At 36.9% G+C, this 17,429-nt stretch carries 12 protein-coding genes and 2 pseudogenes; 12 read left to right on the top strand and 2 right to left on the bottom strand.

Going from position 1 to position 17,429, the window contains the following annotated elements; translation table 11 throughout:
- Positions 1-66: 66 nt before the first annotated feature.
- The 4 genes from guaB to QFX10_RS05885 all read left to right on the top strand — a co-directional run bounded on the left by guaB (position 67) and on the right by QFX10_RS05885 (position 5,840).
- A complete protein-coding gene (gene guaB / locus QFX10_RS05870) occupies positions 67-1,554 on the top strand; it encodes an IMP dehydrogenase (RefSeq protein WP_280605344.1) in 1,488 nt (495 codons plus the stop codon).
- 502 nt (positions 1,555-2,056) lie between these two features.
- On the top strand, positions 2,057-3,664 hold the full coding sequence (locus QFX10_RS05875) for an alpha-glucoside-specific PTS transporter subunit IIBC (protein WP_280605345.1): 1,608 nt from the start codon (positions 2,057-2,059) through the stop codon (positions 3,662-3,664).
- 14 nt (positions 3,665-3,678) lie between these two features.
- A complete protein-coding gene (locus QFX10_RS05880; protein ID WP_280605346.1) occupies positions 3,679-5,019 on the top strand; it encodes a 6-phospho-alpha-glucosidase in 1,341 nt (446 codons plus the stop codon).
- 68 nt (positions 5,020-5,087) lie between these two features.
- Positions 5,088-5,840 carry a MurR/RpiR family transcriptional regulator gene (locus QFX10_RS05885; protein ID WP_280605347.1) on the top strand — a complete coding sequence of 251 codons (753 nt, stop codon included), beginning with the start codon at positions 5,088-5,090 and terminating at the stop codon, positions 5,838-5,840.
- Between the two features lie 129 nt (positions 5,841-5,969).
- Here QFX10_RS05885 and QFX10_RS05890 read toward each other — a convergent pair.
- Positions 5,970-7,540, bottom strand: a pseudogene (locus QFX10_RS05890) (IS3 family transposase).
- 123 nt (positions 7,541-7,663) lie between these two features.
- Here QFX10_RS05890 and QFX10_RS05895 point away from each other — a divergent pair.
- The 4 genes from QFX10_RS05895 to yidA all read left to right on the top strand — a co-directional run bounded on the left by QFX10_RS05895 (position 7,664) and on the right by yidA (position 10,316).
- On the top strand, positions 7,664-7,975 hold the full coding sequence (locus tag QFX10_RS05895) for a hypothetical protein (RefSeq protein WP_280605348.1): 312 nt from the start codon (positions 7,664-7,666) through the stop codon (positions 7,973-7,975).
- Between the two features lie 156 nt (positions 7,976-8,131).
- A complete protein-coding gene (locus QFX10_RS05900; protein ID WP_280605349.1) occupies positions 8,132-8,887 on the top strand; it encodes a class I SAM-dependent methyltransferase in 756 nt (251 codons plus the stop codon).
- 176 nt (positions 8,888-9,063) lie between these two features.
- The gene (locus QFX10_RS05905; protein ID WP_280605350.1) at positions 9,064-9,294 is read left to right on the top strand and encodes a hypothetical protein; all 231 of its coding nucleotides are present in this window, start codon (positions 9,064-9,066) and stop codon (positions 9,292-9,294) included.
- A gap of 212 nt (positions 9,295-9,506) precedes the next feature.
- On the top strand, positions 9,507-10,316 hold the full coding sequence (gene yidA, locus QFX10_RS05910; RefSeq protein ID WP_280605351.1) for a sugar-phosphatase: 810 nt from the start codon (positions 9,507-9,509) through the stop codon (positions 10,314-10,316).
- A gap of 134 nt (positions 10,317-10,450) precedes the next feature.
- Here yidA and QFX10_RS05915 read toward each other — a convergent pair.
- Positions 10,451-11,781 (bottom strand): annotated as a pseudogene (locus QFX10_RS05915) (IS1182 family transposase); the annotation flags it as partial.
- Positions 11,782-12,311: 530 nt separating this feature from the next.
- On the opposite strand from QFX10_RS05915, the gene QFX10_RS05920 reads away from it, so the two are divergent.
- The 4 genes from QFX10_RS05920 to QFX10_RS05935 all read left to right on the top strand — a co-directional run bounded on the left by QFX10_RS05920 (position 12,312) and on the right by QFX10_RS05935 (position 17,211).
- A complete protein-coding gene (locus tag QFX10_RS05920) occupies positions 12,312-12,665 on the top strand; it encodes a bacteriocin immunity protein (protein WP_280605352.1) in 354 nt (117 codons plus the stop codon).
- Positions 12,666-12,842: 177 nt separating this feature from the next.
- Complete coding sequence (locus tag QFX10_RS05925) at positions 12,843-13,685, top strand: hypothetical protein (protein ID WP_280605353.1); 843 nt, start codon at positions 12,843-12,845, stop codon at positions 13,683-13,685.
- Between the two features lie 698 nt (positions 13,686-14,383).
- Complete coding sequence (locus tag QFX10_RS05930) at positions 14,384-16,453, top strand: STM2767 family DEAD/DEAH box helicase (RefSeq protein ID WP_280605354.1); 2,070 nt, start codon at positions 14,384-14,386, stop codon at positions 16,451-16,453.
- A gap of 5 nt (positions 16,454-16,458) precedes the next feature.
- Positions 16,459-17,211, top strand: a complete 753-nt coding sequence (locus tag QFX10_RS05935) for an STM2766 family helicase-associated protein (RefSeq protein ID WP_280605355.1) — start codon at positions 16,459-16,461, stop codon at positions 17,209-17,211.
- Positions 17,212-17,429 lie beyond the last annotated feature (218 nt).

Consider the following 17,429-nt stretch of genomic DNA (forward strand, 5'->3'; position numbering starts at 1 on the left):
CAATCGTAAAGATTTTTTTGTAAATTATAAGACAATATCATATTTCAAAATAAAGGAGAGTCTACGATGTCCAATTGGGATACAAAATTTGATAAAAAAGGCTTGACGTTTGATGACGTCTTATTGATTCCGGCAGAAAGTAATATTTTGCCAAATGAGGTAGATCTTAGCGTGCAGTTAGCTAAGAATCTTAAGTTGAATATCCCAATCATCAGTGCTGGTATGGATACGGTGACAGAATCTTCGATGGCGATCGCTATGGCTCGTCAAGGGGGCTTAGGGGTCATCCACAAGAATATGTCGATCGAACGCCAAGCTGATGAAGTCAACAAAGTCAAACGCTCAGAAAGCGGTGTGATCATTGATCCGTTCTTCTTGACACCAACACACAGTGTGGCTGAAGCAGAAGGCTTGATGAGTAAATATCGGATCAGCGGTGTTCCGATCGTTGAATCATTGGATAGTCGTAAATTCTGTGGGATCATTACCAACCGTGACCTTCGCTTTGTCTCTGATCGCAGTGTTGAGATCGGTTCAGTTATGACAAAAACAAACTTGATCACAGCTCCAGAAGGAACTTCTTTAGAAAAAGCTGAGGCGATCTTACAACAACATAAGATCGAAAAATTACCGATCGTAAATGAAGTAGGGCAATTGACAGGGCTGATCACGATCAAAGATATCGAAAAAGTCGTTGAATTTCCTGATTCAGCTAAAGATGAACATGGACGTTTATTAGTTGCTGCTGCTGTTGGGGTAACAAGTGATACGTTTGAACGGGCAACAGCATTATTAGAAGCTGGAGCGGATGCTTTAGTGATCGATACAGCTCATGGTCACTCAGCTGGTGTTATCCGCAAGATCAAAGAGATCCGCGAACATTTCCCAGAGGCAACGTTGATCGCTGGTAATGTAGCTACAGCAGAAGCAACACGAGCTTTGTTTGATGTGGGCGTTGATGTCGTTAAAGTTGGTATCGGACCAGGTTCGATCTGTACGACACGGATCGTGGCTGGGGTCGGGGTACCTCAATTGACAGCGATCTATGATGCAGCTAGTGTCGCACGTGAATACGGCAAAACGATCATCGCCGATGGTGGGATCAAATATTCAGGTGAGATCGTTAAGGCGATCGCAGCTGGTGGGAATGCTGTCATGTTAGGTTCGATGTTAGCTGGAACAGATGAAGCTCCAGGTGAAACGATCATTTATGAAGGTCGGCGCTTCAAGACATATCGTGGTATGGGGAGTTTAGGTGCGATGGACTCAACTCATGGTTCTTCTGACCGCTACTTCCAAAGTGCTGTCAATGAAGCTAATAAGCTTGTGCCAGAAGGGATCGAAGGTCGCGTAGCTTATAAAGGTAGCGTTGCTGATATCGTCTATCAAATGGATGGTGGTCTTCGCGCTGGTATGGGTTATGTTGGAGCTGCTAACTTGAAAGAATTGAATGATAACGCACAATTTGTGCAGATCACAGGTGCAGGTCTACGTGAATCACATCCACACGATGTACAGATCACCAAAGAAGCTCCAAACTACTCAACTCGTTAATAATAAAGAGAGTCTCTGTCAAACAAGAGAGACTGGTAGATACTTCCTACAAAGTACTTTGTGGGAAGTATTTTTTTGTGTCCCGCCTTGATAGAAGCGATCAGGCTCAGGCGCTCAAAAAAGAGCTGTGATAACTTATCTGAGATTTACGATAATGAAGATAAGTTTTTCCAAGGCGCCATGCTTTCGCAGGAAAATTTTTTGAATATACGTTTCACATATGCTGTCATAAATGAGAAGTAACTTTTTTAGGAAAATTTCTGCTATATACTAGCTTCATAAAGTGAGCGAACAGATCAAAGAAATGAGGCAGATCAATATATCTAAGGTAGTGTGGTAGACGCTGCCTTTTTTTGTGGGAAAATTCCCAGCAGTTGAAACTTTGTTCTCCTACTTGAAAGGAAGTCTCACTTTTCTAAAAAATGCTGAAAGCGAATACATTAAATGCTATGCTTAGAGTGTCAAAGGAGTTAAAGCTTTTTAGGAAAGGTAGTGAGTTTAAATGATGGAGAAGATCCAACGCTTTGGGGGAGCGATGTTTACACCCGTGTTACTCTTTTCTTTTGCAGGGATCATGGTCTCGATCGCGATCGTTTTGACTAACCCGTTATTAGTTGGCACTCTCGCAACTAAGGGAACGCTCTGGTATAACTTTTGGAAGATCGTTGAAAATGGTTCGTGGACTGTTTTCAATAATATGGAGCTTTTGTTTGTGATAGGGTTACCGATCGGGTTAGCTAAAACAGCGAATGCACGCGCGGTCATGGAAGCAGTTGTGACGTATTTGACCTTCAATTATTTCATCAATACGATGTTGCAATTATCAGGGTCAAGTTTTGGCGTTAATTTCAAGCAAGCAGCTGGTGGAGACAGTGGCCTAAAGTTGATCGCAGGGATCAAAACGTTAGATACCGGGATCATCGGTGCGATCTTTATCTCAGCGCTAGTCGTGTATTTACACAATCGCTATTTTGAAAAGAAATTGCCAGATTTCTTAGGGATCTTTCAAGGATCGTCTTATGTTGTCGTGTTAGGTTTCTTCTTGATGTTGCCGGTTGCTTTATTGACTTGTTTTATCTGGCCAAAGGTCCAATTGGGGATCGGGTCTTTACAAGCGCTTTTAGCAACTTCAGGTGTCGTTGGCGTTTGGATCTATACTTTCTTAGAACGGATCTTGATCCCGACTGGACTACATCACTTTGTGTATACACCATTTGTTTTTGGACCAGCTGTCGTCGAAGGAGGGATCACGCAGTATTGGTTTGCACACTTAAATGAATTTTCACATTCAACGAAAGCCTTGAAAACTCTTTTCCCAGAAGGTGGCTTTGCCTTACATGGGAATTCAAAAGTTTTCGGTGCTCCTGGGATCGCAGCGGCCTTTTATTTCACCGCTCGGCCTGAAAATCGGAAAAAAGTGCTTTCGATGCTGATCCCTGTTACTTTGACGGCTGTCTTATCGGGGATCACCGAGCCACTTGAATTTACTTTCTTGTTCTTATCACCACCGTTGTTTGCGATCCACGCTGTCTTAGCGGCGACTTTAGCAGCGACGCTTTATACCTTTGGAGTCGTTGGTGATATGGGGGGAGGCTTGATCGATCTCTTGACTAGAAATTGGATCCCAGTTTTTTCAAATCACGCTGGGATGGTCGTGACCCATATCGTGATCGGTTTGATCTTTACGCTTATCTGGTTTGTTGTCTTTAAATTCTTGATCGAAAAATTCAATATCATGACGCCAGGACGTGACTTAGATCAAGAAGCAGATATCAAACTTTATTCCAAACAAGATTATAAAGATAAACAAGCTGGAAAAGCGCCAGCTAGTCAAAGTCAAGCTCAAAGTCCAAATGCGCAGTATCGAAAGCAAGCAGCGATCTATCTTGAAGCGGTCGGCGGAAAAGACAATGTCGAGAAGGTGAACAACTGTGCGACACGGTTACGTTTGACGGTCAAAGATCCAAGTTTAGTTGGATCTGATGCAGCGTTTAAAGCTGGCGGAGCTCACGGAGTGGTAAGAAAAGGTAATGCTTTACAAGTTATTGTTGGTTTAGATGTTCCACAAGTCAAAGAACAGTTTGAAGAATTAATGAAGATCAATGGATAATGGAGGAATAAAAAATGGATAAGAAATTTTCGATCGTGATCGCTGGTGGTGGGAGTACATTTACTCCGGGGATCGTTTTGATGTTACTGGAAAATCTTGATAAGTTTCCGATCCGCCAGATCAAATTTTATGATAATTTAGCTTCTAGACAAAAAGTCATCGCTGATGCATGCGAGATCATCTTAAAAGAAAAAGCGCCTGAGATCAAGTTTGTAGCGACGACTGATCCTGAAACCGCTTTTAGCGATGTCGATTTTGTAATGGCGCATATTCGGGTCGGGCTCTATGCGATGCGTGAAAAAGATGAAAAGATCCCGCTTAAATATGGCGTCATCGGGCAAGAGACTTGTGGCCCTGGTGGGATCGCATACGGGATGCGTTCGATCGGTGGTGTCTTAGAGTTGATCGATCATATGGAAAAATATTCGCCAGATGCTTGGATGCTCAACTACTCAAATCCAGCTGCGATCGTGGCTGAAGCTACGCGTAAATTACGCCCACAAGCTAAGATCATCAATATTTGTGATATGCCAGTCGGGATCGAAGAGCGCATGGCACATGCGATCGGGCTTAAATCCCGCAAAGAGATGGAAGTGCGTTACTATGGTCTAAACCACTTTGGTTGGTGGACTGGTATTTACGATCATGCTGGTAATGATCTGATGCCACAGATCAAAGAACATGTCGCGCAATATGGTTATTCATTGAAAGAAGAACTTGAAGATGAAAGTTCACAACATACTGATCCAAGTTGGATGCATACATTTGCCAAAGCACGTGAAGTTTACGCAGTCGACCCAACGACTTTGCCAAATACGTATTTGAAATACTATCTTTATTCGCAAGATGAAGTTGAACATGCCGATCCAAACTATACGCGAGCTAACGAAGTGATGGATGGACGCGAAAAACATGTTTTTGGTGAATGCGAAAAGATCGTAGCTAAACAAACCGCGGCTGAGACGAGTTTAGAAGTCGATGAACATGCAAGTTATATCGTTGATCTTGCTCGGGCGATCGCCTATAACACTCACGAACGGATGTTACTGATCGTGGAAAATAATGGGGCGTTGAGCAATTTTGAGCCAACTGCGATGGTCGAAGTTCCATGTATCGTGGGGAAAAATGGTCCTGAACCCCTCGTTCAAGGACCGATCCCTCGTTTCCAAAAAGGCTTGATGGAACAACAAGTTGCAGTTGAAAAATTAGTCGTTGAAGCTTGGGCAGAACATTCTTACCAAAAATTATGGCAAGCTTTGACACTTTCAAAGATCATTCCAAATGCAAGAGTTGCTAAACAGATCTTAGACGACTTGATCGAAGCCAATAAAGAGTTTTGGCCTGAGCTTAGTTAAGATAACTTTAGACGATCGTTAGTCTTATGCTATAATTTAGCATAGTCTTAATGATCGGGGGAAAAAGCATGACACTTGAGGAATTGATCACAGATCATCAGAAAAAGCTCGGCGATCTGGATAAAGTCATCTTACGTTATGTGTTAAATAATAAGGAAGTTGTTAGTCAGATCAGTATCACAGATCTGGCGAAAGCGACCTATACTTCGAAATCGACGATCTTGCGACTTGTACGCAAATTGGGTTTTGCTGGCTTTTCAGAATTTAAATATTTTTTAAAAGCTAGCGTCAAAAAAGAAAAGGCACCGACAGAGATGTTTTCTGAGTTGCAGTTAGCCGACATCATTCAGACGATCAAAGGGCTAGAACATGTCGAATGGGAAGCACTGACGGATCATCTGCGCAATGCGAGCACGATCTATTGTTACGGGACAGGTTTTGCTCAGCGAAAAGCGTTAGATGAATTTGCTAAAAATCTTTTACAGTTAGGGAAACGCGCTTTGACGATCCCGAATAAGACAGAACTAGATATGGCGATGGAGATGATCACAAAAGATGATGTCGTGATCATTGCTTCGCTCAGTGGTGAGACTGAAAATATCAAAGAAAATCTCTTTATGTGGACGTTAAAAAATGTCCCTGTGATGAGTATCACACGTTTTGGAGAAAATACTTTTGCTAACCACTCTGACTTTGCGCTCCACTACAAAGTAACACCTTTTTCCGTCTTCAAAGAAAAGAAAGTCGAGTCGTTAGTTGCATTAGCCGTAGTCGTCGATTATATTTTCCGTAAGTTGACAGAATCGATGTTAGAGAAATGAGGTGGAACAAATGCTCACAAGAACTTTTAAGCGCCCAGAATTTTTGCACAAACTTTTGTTAGGTTATTGGGTCACAACGAGTATCATTGATCTGAGACCCGTCAAGTGAACAACTAAATAATTAAAATTCTAGGCAGCCTGATTCCGGTATTCTTCTGGAGTCAGGCTGTTTAGTTTTATTTGGTAACGTTGGGTATTGTAGAACTTGATATAGTTTTCGATCATTTCTACAAGTTCTCCATATGTTTCACATTTTAGCCAATAATAACATTCTGTCTTGAAATGACTCCAAAAACTTTCCATTGGTGCGTTATCGATACATTTCCCCACTCGAGACATACTTCTTGTAACACCATGCCTTGAGGTCAACCGAAGATATTCCTTTGAAGTATATTGAAATCCACGATCACTGTGAAGAAGTAGATTAGCTTCATTTAAATGCGTGAATGCTTTTTCTAAAGTCTTCATGACAAGCCGATTATCATTTCTTTTACTAATTTCAAAACTTATGATAGATCCATCGTATAGATCTTTGATCGCACTTAAATAAGCTTTTTGTCCTAAGCCATATTCTAAATAAGTGACATCAGTCACCCACTTTTGATTAGGTCTAGTAGCGGAAAAATCACGACCTAAAGTATTTTCTTCGTAGTTTAAATGTTCTGAACGAGTACAACCTCGGCGTTTGCGACGAATTACTGAATATAAACCAAGGACTCTCATTAAGCGACGAATACGTTTGAAGTTATATTGTTTTTGATACTTTCGATTGATAAGAAGAGTCATTCTTCTAGAACCGTAAATTCCATTTAAAGCATGAAATTCTTTTTTTATGATCTCACTTAACCATTCATTTTCCAAAGTACATTGTGATTTTGGAGCAGTTAAATAACGATAATACCCTGAGCGCGATACATTTAAGATCGCACAAAGGATCCAGAGTTCAATTTGTGGAAACTCTTTAAGAACTTCCTGAATAGCTTTAAAACGCAGATTTTTAGGTATAAAGCTTATCTCCTCCTTTCGAGTTCGTCCAATTTTTTTAAAACGATATTTTCTGCTTCTAGATATTTATTACGTTCTTTCAAACGTAGGATCTCAAGCTTGAGACGCTCAGTTTCAGAAAGAGTCTTATAATCACGATCTTTAACTGTTTTACCACGATTATCGTATAATGCCTTTTCGCCATCTACTTCAAACTTTTTGACCCAATTATAGACTTGGGAATAAGAAACATTATATTTATCGATCGCTTTGTGATAATTCTTATTATTAGCAAGTGTATACTGAACTATTTCGAGCCGTTCCTTAAAAGTAGTTTTACGTCCATGTTTCATTCTATTACGACCTCCAATGGTAGCTTTAAAGCCTTTTCCATTAGTATACAAGTTGATCCATTTACGTAAAACCGAAACACTCGAAATATTGTATTTATCACAAATTTTCTTTGGTGAACGTCCATTTTCTAAATATTCTAGAACCGCAGTTGTTTTTAATTCAACTGAATATTCTTTCCAGGTTCTAGACTCTTTTAAGCCATCTAAACCGCCAGCTTTGTATTTTCTGATCCAATTATCAAATGTATTTTTAGAAATGGTATATTTCCGGCAGATAAAGTACTTACTATATTGTCCACTAAGATACTCGGAGACTGCCTGGTATCTTTCTTCAAGTGTATGTTTAGTAGTTCTTCTAGACATAAAAAATCCCCCTAGAGTGATCACAGAATCTTTATTATTTCCGTGTCCACTCTAGGGGAATCATATCACATCCTGTTTAGTTATCTCTTTTTACGCGCTGCTGAGCAAGGAAAAGAGCTGAGCATGTTATTAAAAACATTCCCTGAACTAGCTTTAGGAGTCCTTATGGCAGGGATCAATGTTCTTTTGGCAGCAGGACTGTGGCGGATCGCACCGAGTGAACGCCCACTATATTTAAGTTTAGCTTTGATCCAACAGGGGGTGAGCTTGAATTTCTTGGGAATTTTGTTGATCTACTTCTATCAGCGTCAAGCAAATTATCGTTTTTGGCAACGCCCAACTAAAGAGCAGCTGAGCTTATCCATAAGTTTTGGAGTGCTTTTACTACTGACGCTACTTGTTTTACTTTTGCGCTTACGCCTATTGTTAGCATAAGATCGTCCCATAAGTCTTTGGCTTATGGGATGTTTGTTTGCCATATTTTATCCGAAAACGGTTGAGTGTTGATTTGATCTCATGAGCTAGCATAAAATGGAATCAATAGATATATTTTCATTAAAAAGACTGCAGAGATAGAAAGGCGATAGGTACATGGCTAAAAAAGAGATCGGACATCACTTCTTAGCGCGCTTAGGCAAAAAACGTTTGCGCCCAGGTGGGATCAAAGCTACTGATTGGTTGATCGCACACGGTGGCTTTTCCAAAGAGAGTAAAGTTTTAGAGGTCGCATGCAATATGTGCACGACTTCGATCGAATTAGCACAGACTTACGGTTGTCAGATCATTGGTGTCGATATGGATAAAGAAGCTTTAAAAAAAGCTGAACAAAACATCAAAAAAGCTGGCTTGACTGAAAAGATCCACGTGCAACAAGGCAATGCTTTAAAGCTATCTTTTCCAGATAATTCATTTGATATCGTCGTCAACGAAGCGATGTTGACGATGCTTCAGGGAAAGGCTAAAGAAAAAGCGATCAAAGAGTATTTTAGAGTTTTAAAACCAGGTGGGCGGCTTTTGACCCATGATGTTTCGTATACAGCACAACAAACAGAGGCTAAATTACAGCAGTTGAGCCAAACGATCAATGTTCATGTCGAGCCGTTACACGTTGAGCAGTGGCAAAAACTCTTTTTACGAGCTGGTTTTTCGAGTGTGCAAGCGACTTACGGGAAGATGACTTTGATGTCACCAGCGGGGATGATCCGCGATGAAGGCTTGTTTGGAGCTCTTAAGATCGCGCGTCGTGGGCTGAAAAAAGAAAATCGTCCGCAATTTATGAAGATGTATAAATTCTTTAATAAAGTCGGTAAAGAACTGCGCTATATCGCGGTAGTCAGTGTTAAATAAGGCATAGCTGATAAATTGTGTTCAAGATAAAGCTCTTTAGAAAGGTTATTTGAAAATGGACATTATCATTATACTTTGGCTATGTTGGGCGCTACGATTATGATCAAGCAAAACGTCACGGGAAAGCTATTATTAATTTTCGCAAGCGCCGACGCAGGAATTGGATCAACGGGATCTTGATCTATATCATCTGTGTTTTAGGCTTATTTGCCTTTATTTTGTATAAATTTGATCCGATCGGACAGACATTGCGCTACTTTGAAGCGGTGCAACAAGAACAAGTCCAAGCTTCACAAAAAATGAGCGAACGACTCAAAAAAGAAAGTGAAAGTATCGAAAAAGCGCAACAAGAGCTTGAAGAAGCAAGCGAGGCACAAAACGACTATTATCCAGAAGAAACTGAATGATAAAAACGACTGGGAGCTCTTAGTCGTTTTTGGTTACTGATCAAGTTTGCATACTTTAAATTTGAAGTTACGACAATTTTCTCAAAAGGATACAAAGTAAACAAAAGTTGACTAGAAGTCTGCCAGACTTAGTCACAGGGATATCTGTGTCAATTGATAGCGCTTTATTGTAAAATGATAAGTGTTAGAAAGCAGAAAGTAGGATGTTATTTATGGATATTAAGCTGATAGCGATCGATATCGATGGCACATTAGTTGATTCGCAAGGAAAATTAACAAAAAAAGTGATCCAAACGATCAGACAAGCAAAGGAAAAAGGGATCAAAGTCGTTTTATGCACGGGACGCCCATTGCCAGGGGTCAAACCGTTACTACAACAACTAGGTCTAGACGATCAAGATGACCAATATGTTGTTTGCTTTGGTGGGGCAGTCGTTGAAACGACAAGTGGCAAGACGCTTTTCCAAAAAGGGATCACTTACGATGATTTTGTCGATCTAGAAGCGATCGCACGTAAATTGCAACTGCATTTTCATGCGATCAGTACCGATCGGATCTATACCTGTAATAAAGACCTTGGTTACTACACGCTTTATGAAGCCAATCTCGTTTCGATGGGGATCTCATACCGTACTCCAGATGAATTGCGTGACGTGCCCTTAGTCAAAGCAATGTTTGTGGAAGATGCTGCGATTTTAGACCCTGCGATCGCAAAACGTGAATATTTTGCTCCGCTAAGCGAGCGTTTAGATCTGATGAAAACAGCTAGTTTTTATTATGAAGCCTATGCAAAAGGTGTCAATAAAGGCAGTGCACTTGTAAAACTGTGTGAGATCTTAAAGATCACACGCGAAAATGTCATGGCGATCGGGGATGAAGAAAACGATCTGTCGATGCTTGAATTTGCCAAATTAGGAGTGGCGATGGAAAATGGTATCCCAGCCGTCAAAGAGATCGCCGATCAGATCACTGCTGACAATGATCACGATGGCGTTGCATTGGCGATCGAAACAGTTCTTTAGCGATAATTTAAGCGTCCTAGTAAAGGGCGCTTCAGAACGTAGACAAACTCTATTCAAATCGGATAGAGTTTATTTTTTTATGTATTTTTATAACTATATACTTTGAAATATACGAATATAACAGGGTTTTTCCCCAGTATTTTTACCAATTTTTTTAGATTTAGGCACGCAAATATCAACCCAACTTTAGCTAGAATTTTATCAATTCCTACTTCTCGGGCGTATCTCAAGTTGTGATATTCTTTTGCCGAACCAAAATTTCTTTCGATCGTCTCCTTTCGCGCTTCATACTTTAATTTTGAGCCAGTTTGATGCCTGATATCCTCACATTTTTCCATACTATCTTGCCAAACATGACGAGCGATAACTCTTTGATGATTTTTACTTTGTGTACATTTGTGCAGTAAAGGACATTTTTCACAGATTGTAGGATCACTTTTATATTCACGATAACCACTTCGATTAGTTGTGGAGTACATTAAGATTTGATCGCCAGGACATAAATAACAATCATAATATTCATCATAAACAAAATCTTTGGGTCTAAGCGTACCAACTTTGCCCCTTGGGCGTTTATAAGGAAGAATGGGAATTATGCCTTGAGATAGTAAAAAGTGTGCGATCGTGGGTGTTTTATAGCCAGAATCAGCGATAATATATTGTGGGTCGTACTTCCGTACTTTTTCAAATATTTCAGGAAAAAGTTGCGTATCATGGATATTTCCCGCACCGACCACATAAGCTAAGAGCCACCCATTTTTATCACAGGCAGCTTGAACGTTATAGGCAAAAACCTGTTTGTGTTCACCCTTATGAAACCATCCACTATCAGGATCAGTTTTAGATATTTTTACTTGTCTAGTTTTTTTTTAGGTTTTTCTTCTTTTAAGGGTTTCTTTTGATGTTTAGCTCTATCTACATTTATTTCTTTTTCGAGATCTTCACTCATAAATTTTGACTTAGTTTCAATAACTTCAGTAGTATATTTACGGCTGTTAGCAGCAGCTTTCAAATGAGTTCCATCAATAAAGATATCAGTTGTGTCGATAAGATCATTTTCTAAACAGAGTTTCAAAATATGAGCAAAAATAGCTTCTATTACATGGCTTTCAGCAAATCTTCTTTTATAATTTTTACCGTAGGTAGAGAAATGAGGAACAGGATCATTTAAACCTAGTCCTAGAAACCATCGATAAGCGACATTAACTTGAATTTCTTTGATCGTTTGACGCATAGAACGAATACCAAATAGATTTTGGATCAAAGGAATCTTTATGAGTAGTACAGGGTCAAGACTAGGACGACCATTATTTTTACAATAGGAATCTTCGACAAGATCATAAATAAAAGAGAAATCAATAATTTGATCAATTTTACGGAGTAAATGATCTTTTGGGACCAAATCATCTAGAGAAGTACGAGCATATTCACAGCGTTTGAGATTGGGATCACTTTTGTGAAGCATAATGAGCACCTCCGTAACCGTTTTCTTTAATTATACAAAAAAAGTCACCAGAGCACATACTCTGATGACTTAGTCTACATTCTGAAGCGTCCTAGTAAAGGGCGCTTTTTTATCAAAATAGTAGTTTACTCAATAAATAATTAAAGCATGTTGGAACTTAGCAACGAACTTTATGGATCTGAAAGAGATCTGGAAATTTTGTCGTGCTTGCGAAAAGATCAGGAAAATATATCACGATGTAGACACTATTCATTTAGATACTGAAATGTTAAGCTATGTAAAAAAGAAGGGAAACTGTGATGGCAAAAGTATCGATACGATCCTAGATTTCATGGAAAAACTTACTTGTCAGATCTTAAGCGTGATTTAAAGATGTTAGGGATCGATTCGAGAACTGTTTTTCCAGAGGTGGAAAATATATCGGATAGTATCATACCATCTTCAAGCACGCAAACTTCGCGCGATGATCTGCGTGCGATCTGTGAAAGAGCACAGTTGTCTGAAAAGAAGAGTTTTGAGGGGGAAATAAAATGACAGAAAAAGTTAATGTAAATTACGTAAAAGAAGTAATTCACGAATTGTACAACAGTTTAGCAGAACGTCCAGAAAAAAGTTCAGGATTATTAGATATTTTAGATGTATTGAGACAAGTCTATAAAAAGATCGATCAAGAAGAATATCCTGAATATCTAGTCGATCGGCTTGTCAAATATATATATATGGTCGGTTTTAATAACCGGATCCGCTTTTTAGGTGAAGATGGAAAGCTTTTGGTAAAGCTAAGTGATGTTGCTAAAAAGGCAGGTCTAAATAGTAGGTATAGAGCAGACTATTCGGATAAATCACAATTTTACGGTTTTTTTGAAGATTTTCCAAGACGATAAAAAAGCGCTTTGTCAACGGCACTTGGGTCCGTCAAGGATACTGTTTAAATAGAAAAATAGTTTATGCGGTTTGAAGTGAGGGAGAAATATAAAATTTATGATAGTTTAGAATAATATTAGTGATAAAGATTATTTAGAACTAGCAATTTACGCAGTATTAATAGGGAGATATATCATATGTTAAATTGGATTTCAGATAATGGTGATTTAGTGTCTACAGTAATTTTTGGTGTAGCTTCTGTAATTTTTGGTGTTGTTTCAATTCGTTTTTCTTCAAAAAGTGCTGAATTGCAGCGAGTGGCTAATGAGCTTGCTACTCAATCTAAGGAATTATCGGCTATTTCAAATAGCATTAGTGAGATAAGTGCTCCATTGATTGCTCAATTTAGTGATTTTTCGATATATAATATTAGGTATCATGGTGCTCCAATACAAAGGAAAAATATGGAAAAAGATAGGTATTATCAAATTAATTTAGAGTTATCTGGTTGTATACAAGTTAATCATGGTGAAATTGATACGATTTATATAGCTAATGTTTTTAATAATGGTATAGAACTAATAAATATAATTAAAGATAAAAATATTTATAATAATGATGGCATGTCAGTCACGCTAAACCATCTTGATGTTAATCTTAAAGACTTGTCAAGTAGTAAGGAAATAACGCAAATTGATTTTTATATTGTTATAGTAGATAAAACGATGAAAATCAGTATTTTTGCTGTGATTTTAAAAGTGGAAAGCTACATTCAAAAAGGTAAGCCAGAAAAAATCAATGAAAATACATTGCGATATACTACATCCTTTAAGATGCCAGAATCTTTGAATGACACCAATGTAAGTAAGAAAATAGATGAATTTATGTTAATAGAGGATAAATATTTAGTAGCTACAAACAATATTGAGTTTTGTTCAATTAAGGGAAGCAAATACAAGGAGCTGGATAGTATAGATAATATTGAGTATCTAAAAAAGATTTCTGCAATCAGAAAATTTATTAGTGCTAATTTTAAATAAAAGAACAAATAATAATTACAATTAGAGAGACTGTGACGTAAGTCTCTAAAAAACGGTCTCCTTGATGAGGCTGCGTTTATTGATAATATTAAAATCCTTGTTAATGCAATAAATTCTCGTTTGTTTGGAAGAAAAATACTATTATGTTTTGAGCCACAATCGGGTGTGACATGCCTAATGTGATCGAGGTGACGAGTTACGATTTAGACTTAGGCGATAGGCAAAATTAAATATCTGCCGTATCGCCTAGACCTAAAGAACTGGTAGATATGGTTTATGAATGAATTGGGGGATAAAGCTGCCAATAATATTTCCTTGCTGGATAGCCATGGGATGATGATCACTACTGATGACTTGCATCATGCACCTGCATCTTGGAAACGGTTGAATTGAGGGCTGAGATCGTATATAAAGAAGCTGTTTTTCAGGGATTGGGATTGTTGCAGAGATGTCGGTCTAAAGGAGTGGTTGTGGAATGGGAAAACTTGTGCTGGCTTCGGATAAAGTGGGGCAGTTTTTTAATCCCCAAACAAAATACTAGAGTAAGACCAATCATAAGGAATTCTCATGTTAAAAGATTGTGGATTTTGTTCTTAGTTTGTTTTGACAGTAATTATTCGGAGTTTTCTAGCTTGAACAAGAATGACATTATATAATAGTAATAGATTTATGAGCAAGCTCAAAGGTGAGGGGAAATTATGGAAGATAATAAAATTTTTTATGAAGTAAGTAGCTATTTGAGAGAATCTGATTCGTTTAAAAAAATTATTGAAAGAATCGAAGAAATACAATCTATACCTAAAGACAATATTTTTATAATAGATCGACCAATAATGGATTCGGGAAATTATGAATATTTATACGAATTAGGATTTTTAATACTTATAAAGAACTATAAGATTATGTTTGTGACTCTAGATAAAAATCCTAGTAATGATGGCTTTATTGAATATATAGAAGATTTTTTAGAAGATACAGGTGCATTAGCTAGAAAGTATTCTTACACACAATTAATTGGACGAACAAGAGACTGGAAAAAAAGGGGGGTCATAGATAGTTTTTCAATTAATGCTGATAATGTAAAGGAAGTAATAGAGGCAAATAAATTAGGGGATATTGAATCTAGAGTGTCAAATTTAATAATCTCATTATTAACGGGAAGTATCAATGATATATCAACCATCGATAGTAGTACTTTCGAGAGAAAGCAAACATTACTAGAATCTGTAAAAAATAGGATAACATTATTTGATACTAATCAAACCAGATTTGTCTATCAAGAAAATGAAAATCAAAAAGTTATTAGGATACAAGGCCTTGCAGGTGCAGGTAAGACAGAACTATTGTTGCACAAATTAAAGAAGATATATACGGAGAATAAAGATAGTAGGATAGCTTTTTCATGTTTTAATAAGGTTTTAGCCGATAAATTAAGAGGGAGAGTTCCGGAATTTTTTGACTATATGAAAGTTGACGAACAGATAAATTACAATAGGCTATTTATTGCCTCCAGTTGGGGATCGCGGAGTAATCCTAATAGTGGATTGTATACAAAGATATGTAGCCATTATAATTTACAATGGCAACCATTTTCACATATAAAATCAAAAAAAGAAATATGGGAAGATGCTATAGCCGAATTAGAAAAATTAGGGAAGATAGAACCGCTTTTCGACTATATTTTATTAGATGAGAGTCAAGATTTTGAAGATGAATATATAAAATTATGTGAATTAGTAACAAGAAAGAAAGTATATGTTGCAGGTGATATTTTGCAAGATATTTTTTCTATTAATAAAGGGATGGAGAATGCGGGAACAGATTTTATATTAAATAAAGTGTATAGAACAGATCCAAGAACTGTACTTTTTTCGCATGTTTTAGGCTTTGGTTTATACGAAAAAAGAGCAGTACGCTGGTTAAGCGAAAATGAATGGCGAATGTCGGGTTATGATATTAGGAAGTTAAATGAAGGTAAATACCATTTAAGTAGGGAACCGTTCAATAGATTTGGGGAAGATATGGAGGTAAGTAATTATAAGGCAGTTATAGTGAAACAAGTGGTTACAAACCAGATGGACTCCGTAATAGATACTATTGATAAGTTAAAAAATAAATATGAGGAAATCTTGCCGTCTGATATTGCTGTAATATATACAGAATTTGATAGAAATGTAGGTGAACAAGCCCTTGATCTAAAGAAAACTATATTTAAGAAATTTTCTTGGAATTCGGTGATTGCACCGTATGAAAAGAGAATAAATGAGGCTGATGAAGTTTTGATTACTAATATAAATAATGTAAAGGGGTTAGAATTTTCTTTCGTTATCATTGTCAATAATCGAAGAATTAAAGAAATAGATGATGAAACCCTTGCAACAGACATACGATATAGAAATGCGCTATATATGGCATTAACCAGATCTTTTGTCACTTCTACGATTATTTTTTCTAAAGATGATGTATCTAATACATATTTTGAGAAAATATGTAATTTAGCAGAGAAATTAAATAATGATGGGGCACAGCTAGAAATTTTAAAACCAGATAACATTATAAATGAAAAGGAATTATATAATTTAAGTGGTTTAAGAGTTAAGTCACAGTTGGATGTGATAGAAGAATGTTTTGATGAATTGGAAATTGCTAAAAACCTTAGGAACAAATATGCAGATATACTCCCTCAAAGTAAAAAAATTTCAAATGGAACTACTGATAAGGAGATTATTATGGGGGTAATAAAGAAACTTATTGAAGCAGGGGTATAGTGGAGATGCGATTTTATATACATGAAAAACAAAGTAACTTTATTAGAAGTTCGATTGTTAAAAATACATGCAAGACAGATATAAAGAAAAAATTAGATAAAATAAATAACTTCCACTTAAAAACAAAAGATGAAATAATTCTTTTTGTGTTGCATATTTATATTGTTTTATTTGAAGGAAGTTACAGTGGAGATATAAAAGATTCAGGATATAGTTTTGAAATTCTAAAAAAGCAAGGTAGGATTATTGTTTTTCTAAAAGATAAATATTTTTCAGTGCATCTTCCATTTAATATAATATTTGATGAATTTGATAAAATAAGTGATGTGAAAACTAGAGAAGAAAAAATTAGTATAGACATACATGTATTGAGAATATTGAAAATTTTTTGGGGAAAATTAATAGTTGAGGAAAATTTAGGAAAGACAATACTCAACTATAGTGCAACTGTTGAAGATGTTCATGGGGAGTATGTCAGGGATACTAAGTGTAATTGTAACTTTGATGATGTAGAAAAAGCTTTATTTGAGTTATTAGAGTATGATAGTTCGTATATAAGATTTGATATAGATTATGAGCGTGAAAAATACTATAATCATCCACCGTTTCATTTTGATACTGACTATAGGGATTATATTAGTTATAAGATTGGACTGGATAGGAAGATAGATGAAAAAAAATTTTTAGATTTGTTAGAAAAAGAAACGGATTGTCAATTTATATATATTGATAAAAAACCGCCTAAAAGGAATAACTGAAAGTATGATGGATCTAAGATATGTTGTTTGGAAGGGTGCATTAACTATTAGAGTTAAAAAGGTACTGTTTTTTGGAAATAACAGTTCAATAGAAATTGGGGATTGAGGAGAGCAAATGTTAAAAAATTTTAAGTTGTTAAAAACGAAGAAAATCATTGCAATTTTGATCGGTGATGAAGCATTAGATAGAATTGAACATAAGTAAAGGTTTTAGAACA

Source organism: Ligilactobacillus faecis (assembly GCF_029889745.1).
In the GTDB taxonomy this organism is placed as follows: Bacteria; Bacillota; Bacilli; order Lactobacillales; family Lactobacillaceae; genus Ligilactobacillus; species Ligilactobacillus faecis.

Bases quoted from the DNA above. Each gene is read 5' to 3' on its own strand.
- QFX10_RS05900 (WP_280605349.1), top strand. From the start codon at position 8,132: ATGGCTAAAAAAGAGATCGGACATCACTTCTTAGCGCGCTTAGGCAAA.
- QFX10_RS05895 (WP_280605348.1), top strand. From the start codon at position 7,664: ATGTTATTAAAAACATTCCCTGAACTAGCTTTAGGAGTCCTTATGGCA.
- QFX10_RS05920 (WP_280605352.1), top strand. From the start codon at position 12,312: ATGACAGAAAAAGTTAATGTAAATTACGTAAAAGAAGTAATTCACGAA.
- QFX10_RS05925 (WP_280605353.1), top strand. From the start codon at position 12,843: ATGTTAAATTGGATTTCAGATAATGGTGATTTAGTGTCTACAGTAATT.
- QFX10_RS05885 (WP_280605347.1), top strand. From the start codon at position 5,088: ATGACACTTGAGGAATTGATCACAGATCATCAGAAAAAGCTCGGCGAT.
- guaB (WP_280605344.1), top strand. From the start codon at position 67: ATGTCCAATTGGGATACAAAATTTGATAAAAAAGGCTTGACGTTTGAT.
- yidA (WP_280605351.1), top strand. From the start codon at position 9,507: ATGGATATTAAGCTGATAGCGATCGATATCGATGGCACATTAGTTGAT.
- QFX10_RS05935 (WP_280605355.1), top strand. From the start codon at position 16,459: ATGCGATTTTATATACATGAAAAACAAAGTAACTTTATTAGAAGTTCG.
- QFX10_RS05930 (WP_280605354.1), top strand. From the start codon at position 14,384: ATGGAAGATAATAAAATTTTTTATGAAGTAAGTAGCTATTTGAGAGAA.
- QFX10_RS05880 (WP_280605346.1), top strand. From the start codon at position 3,679: ATGGATAAGAAATTTTCGATCGTGATCGCTGGTGGTGGGAGTACATTT.
- QFX10_RS05875 (WP_280605345.1), top strand. From the start codon at position 2,057: ATGATGGAGAAGATCCAACGCTTTGGGGGAGCGATGTTTACACCCGTG.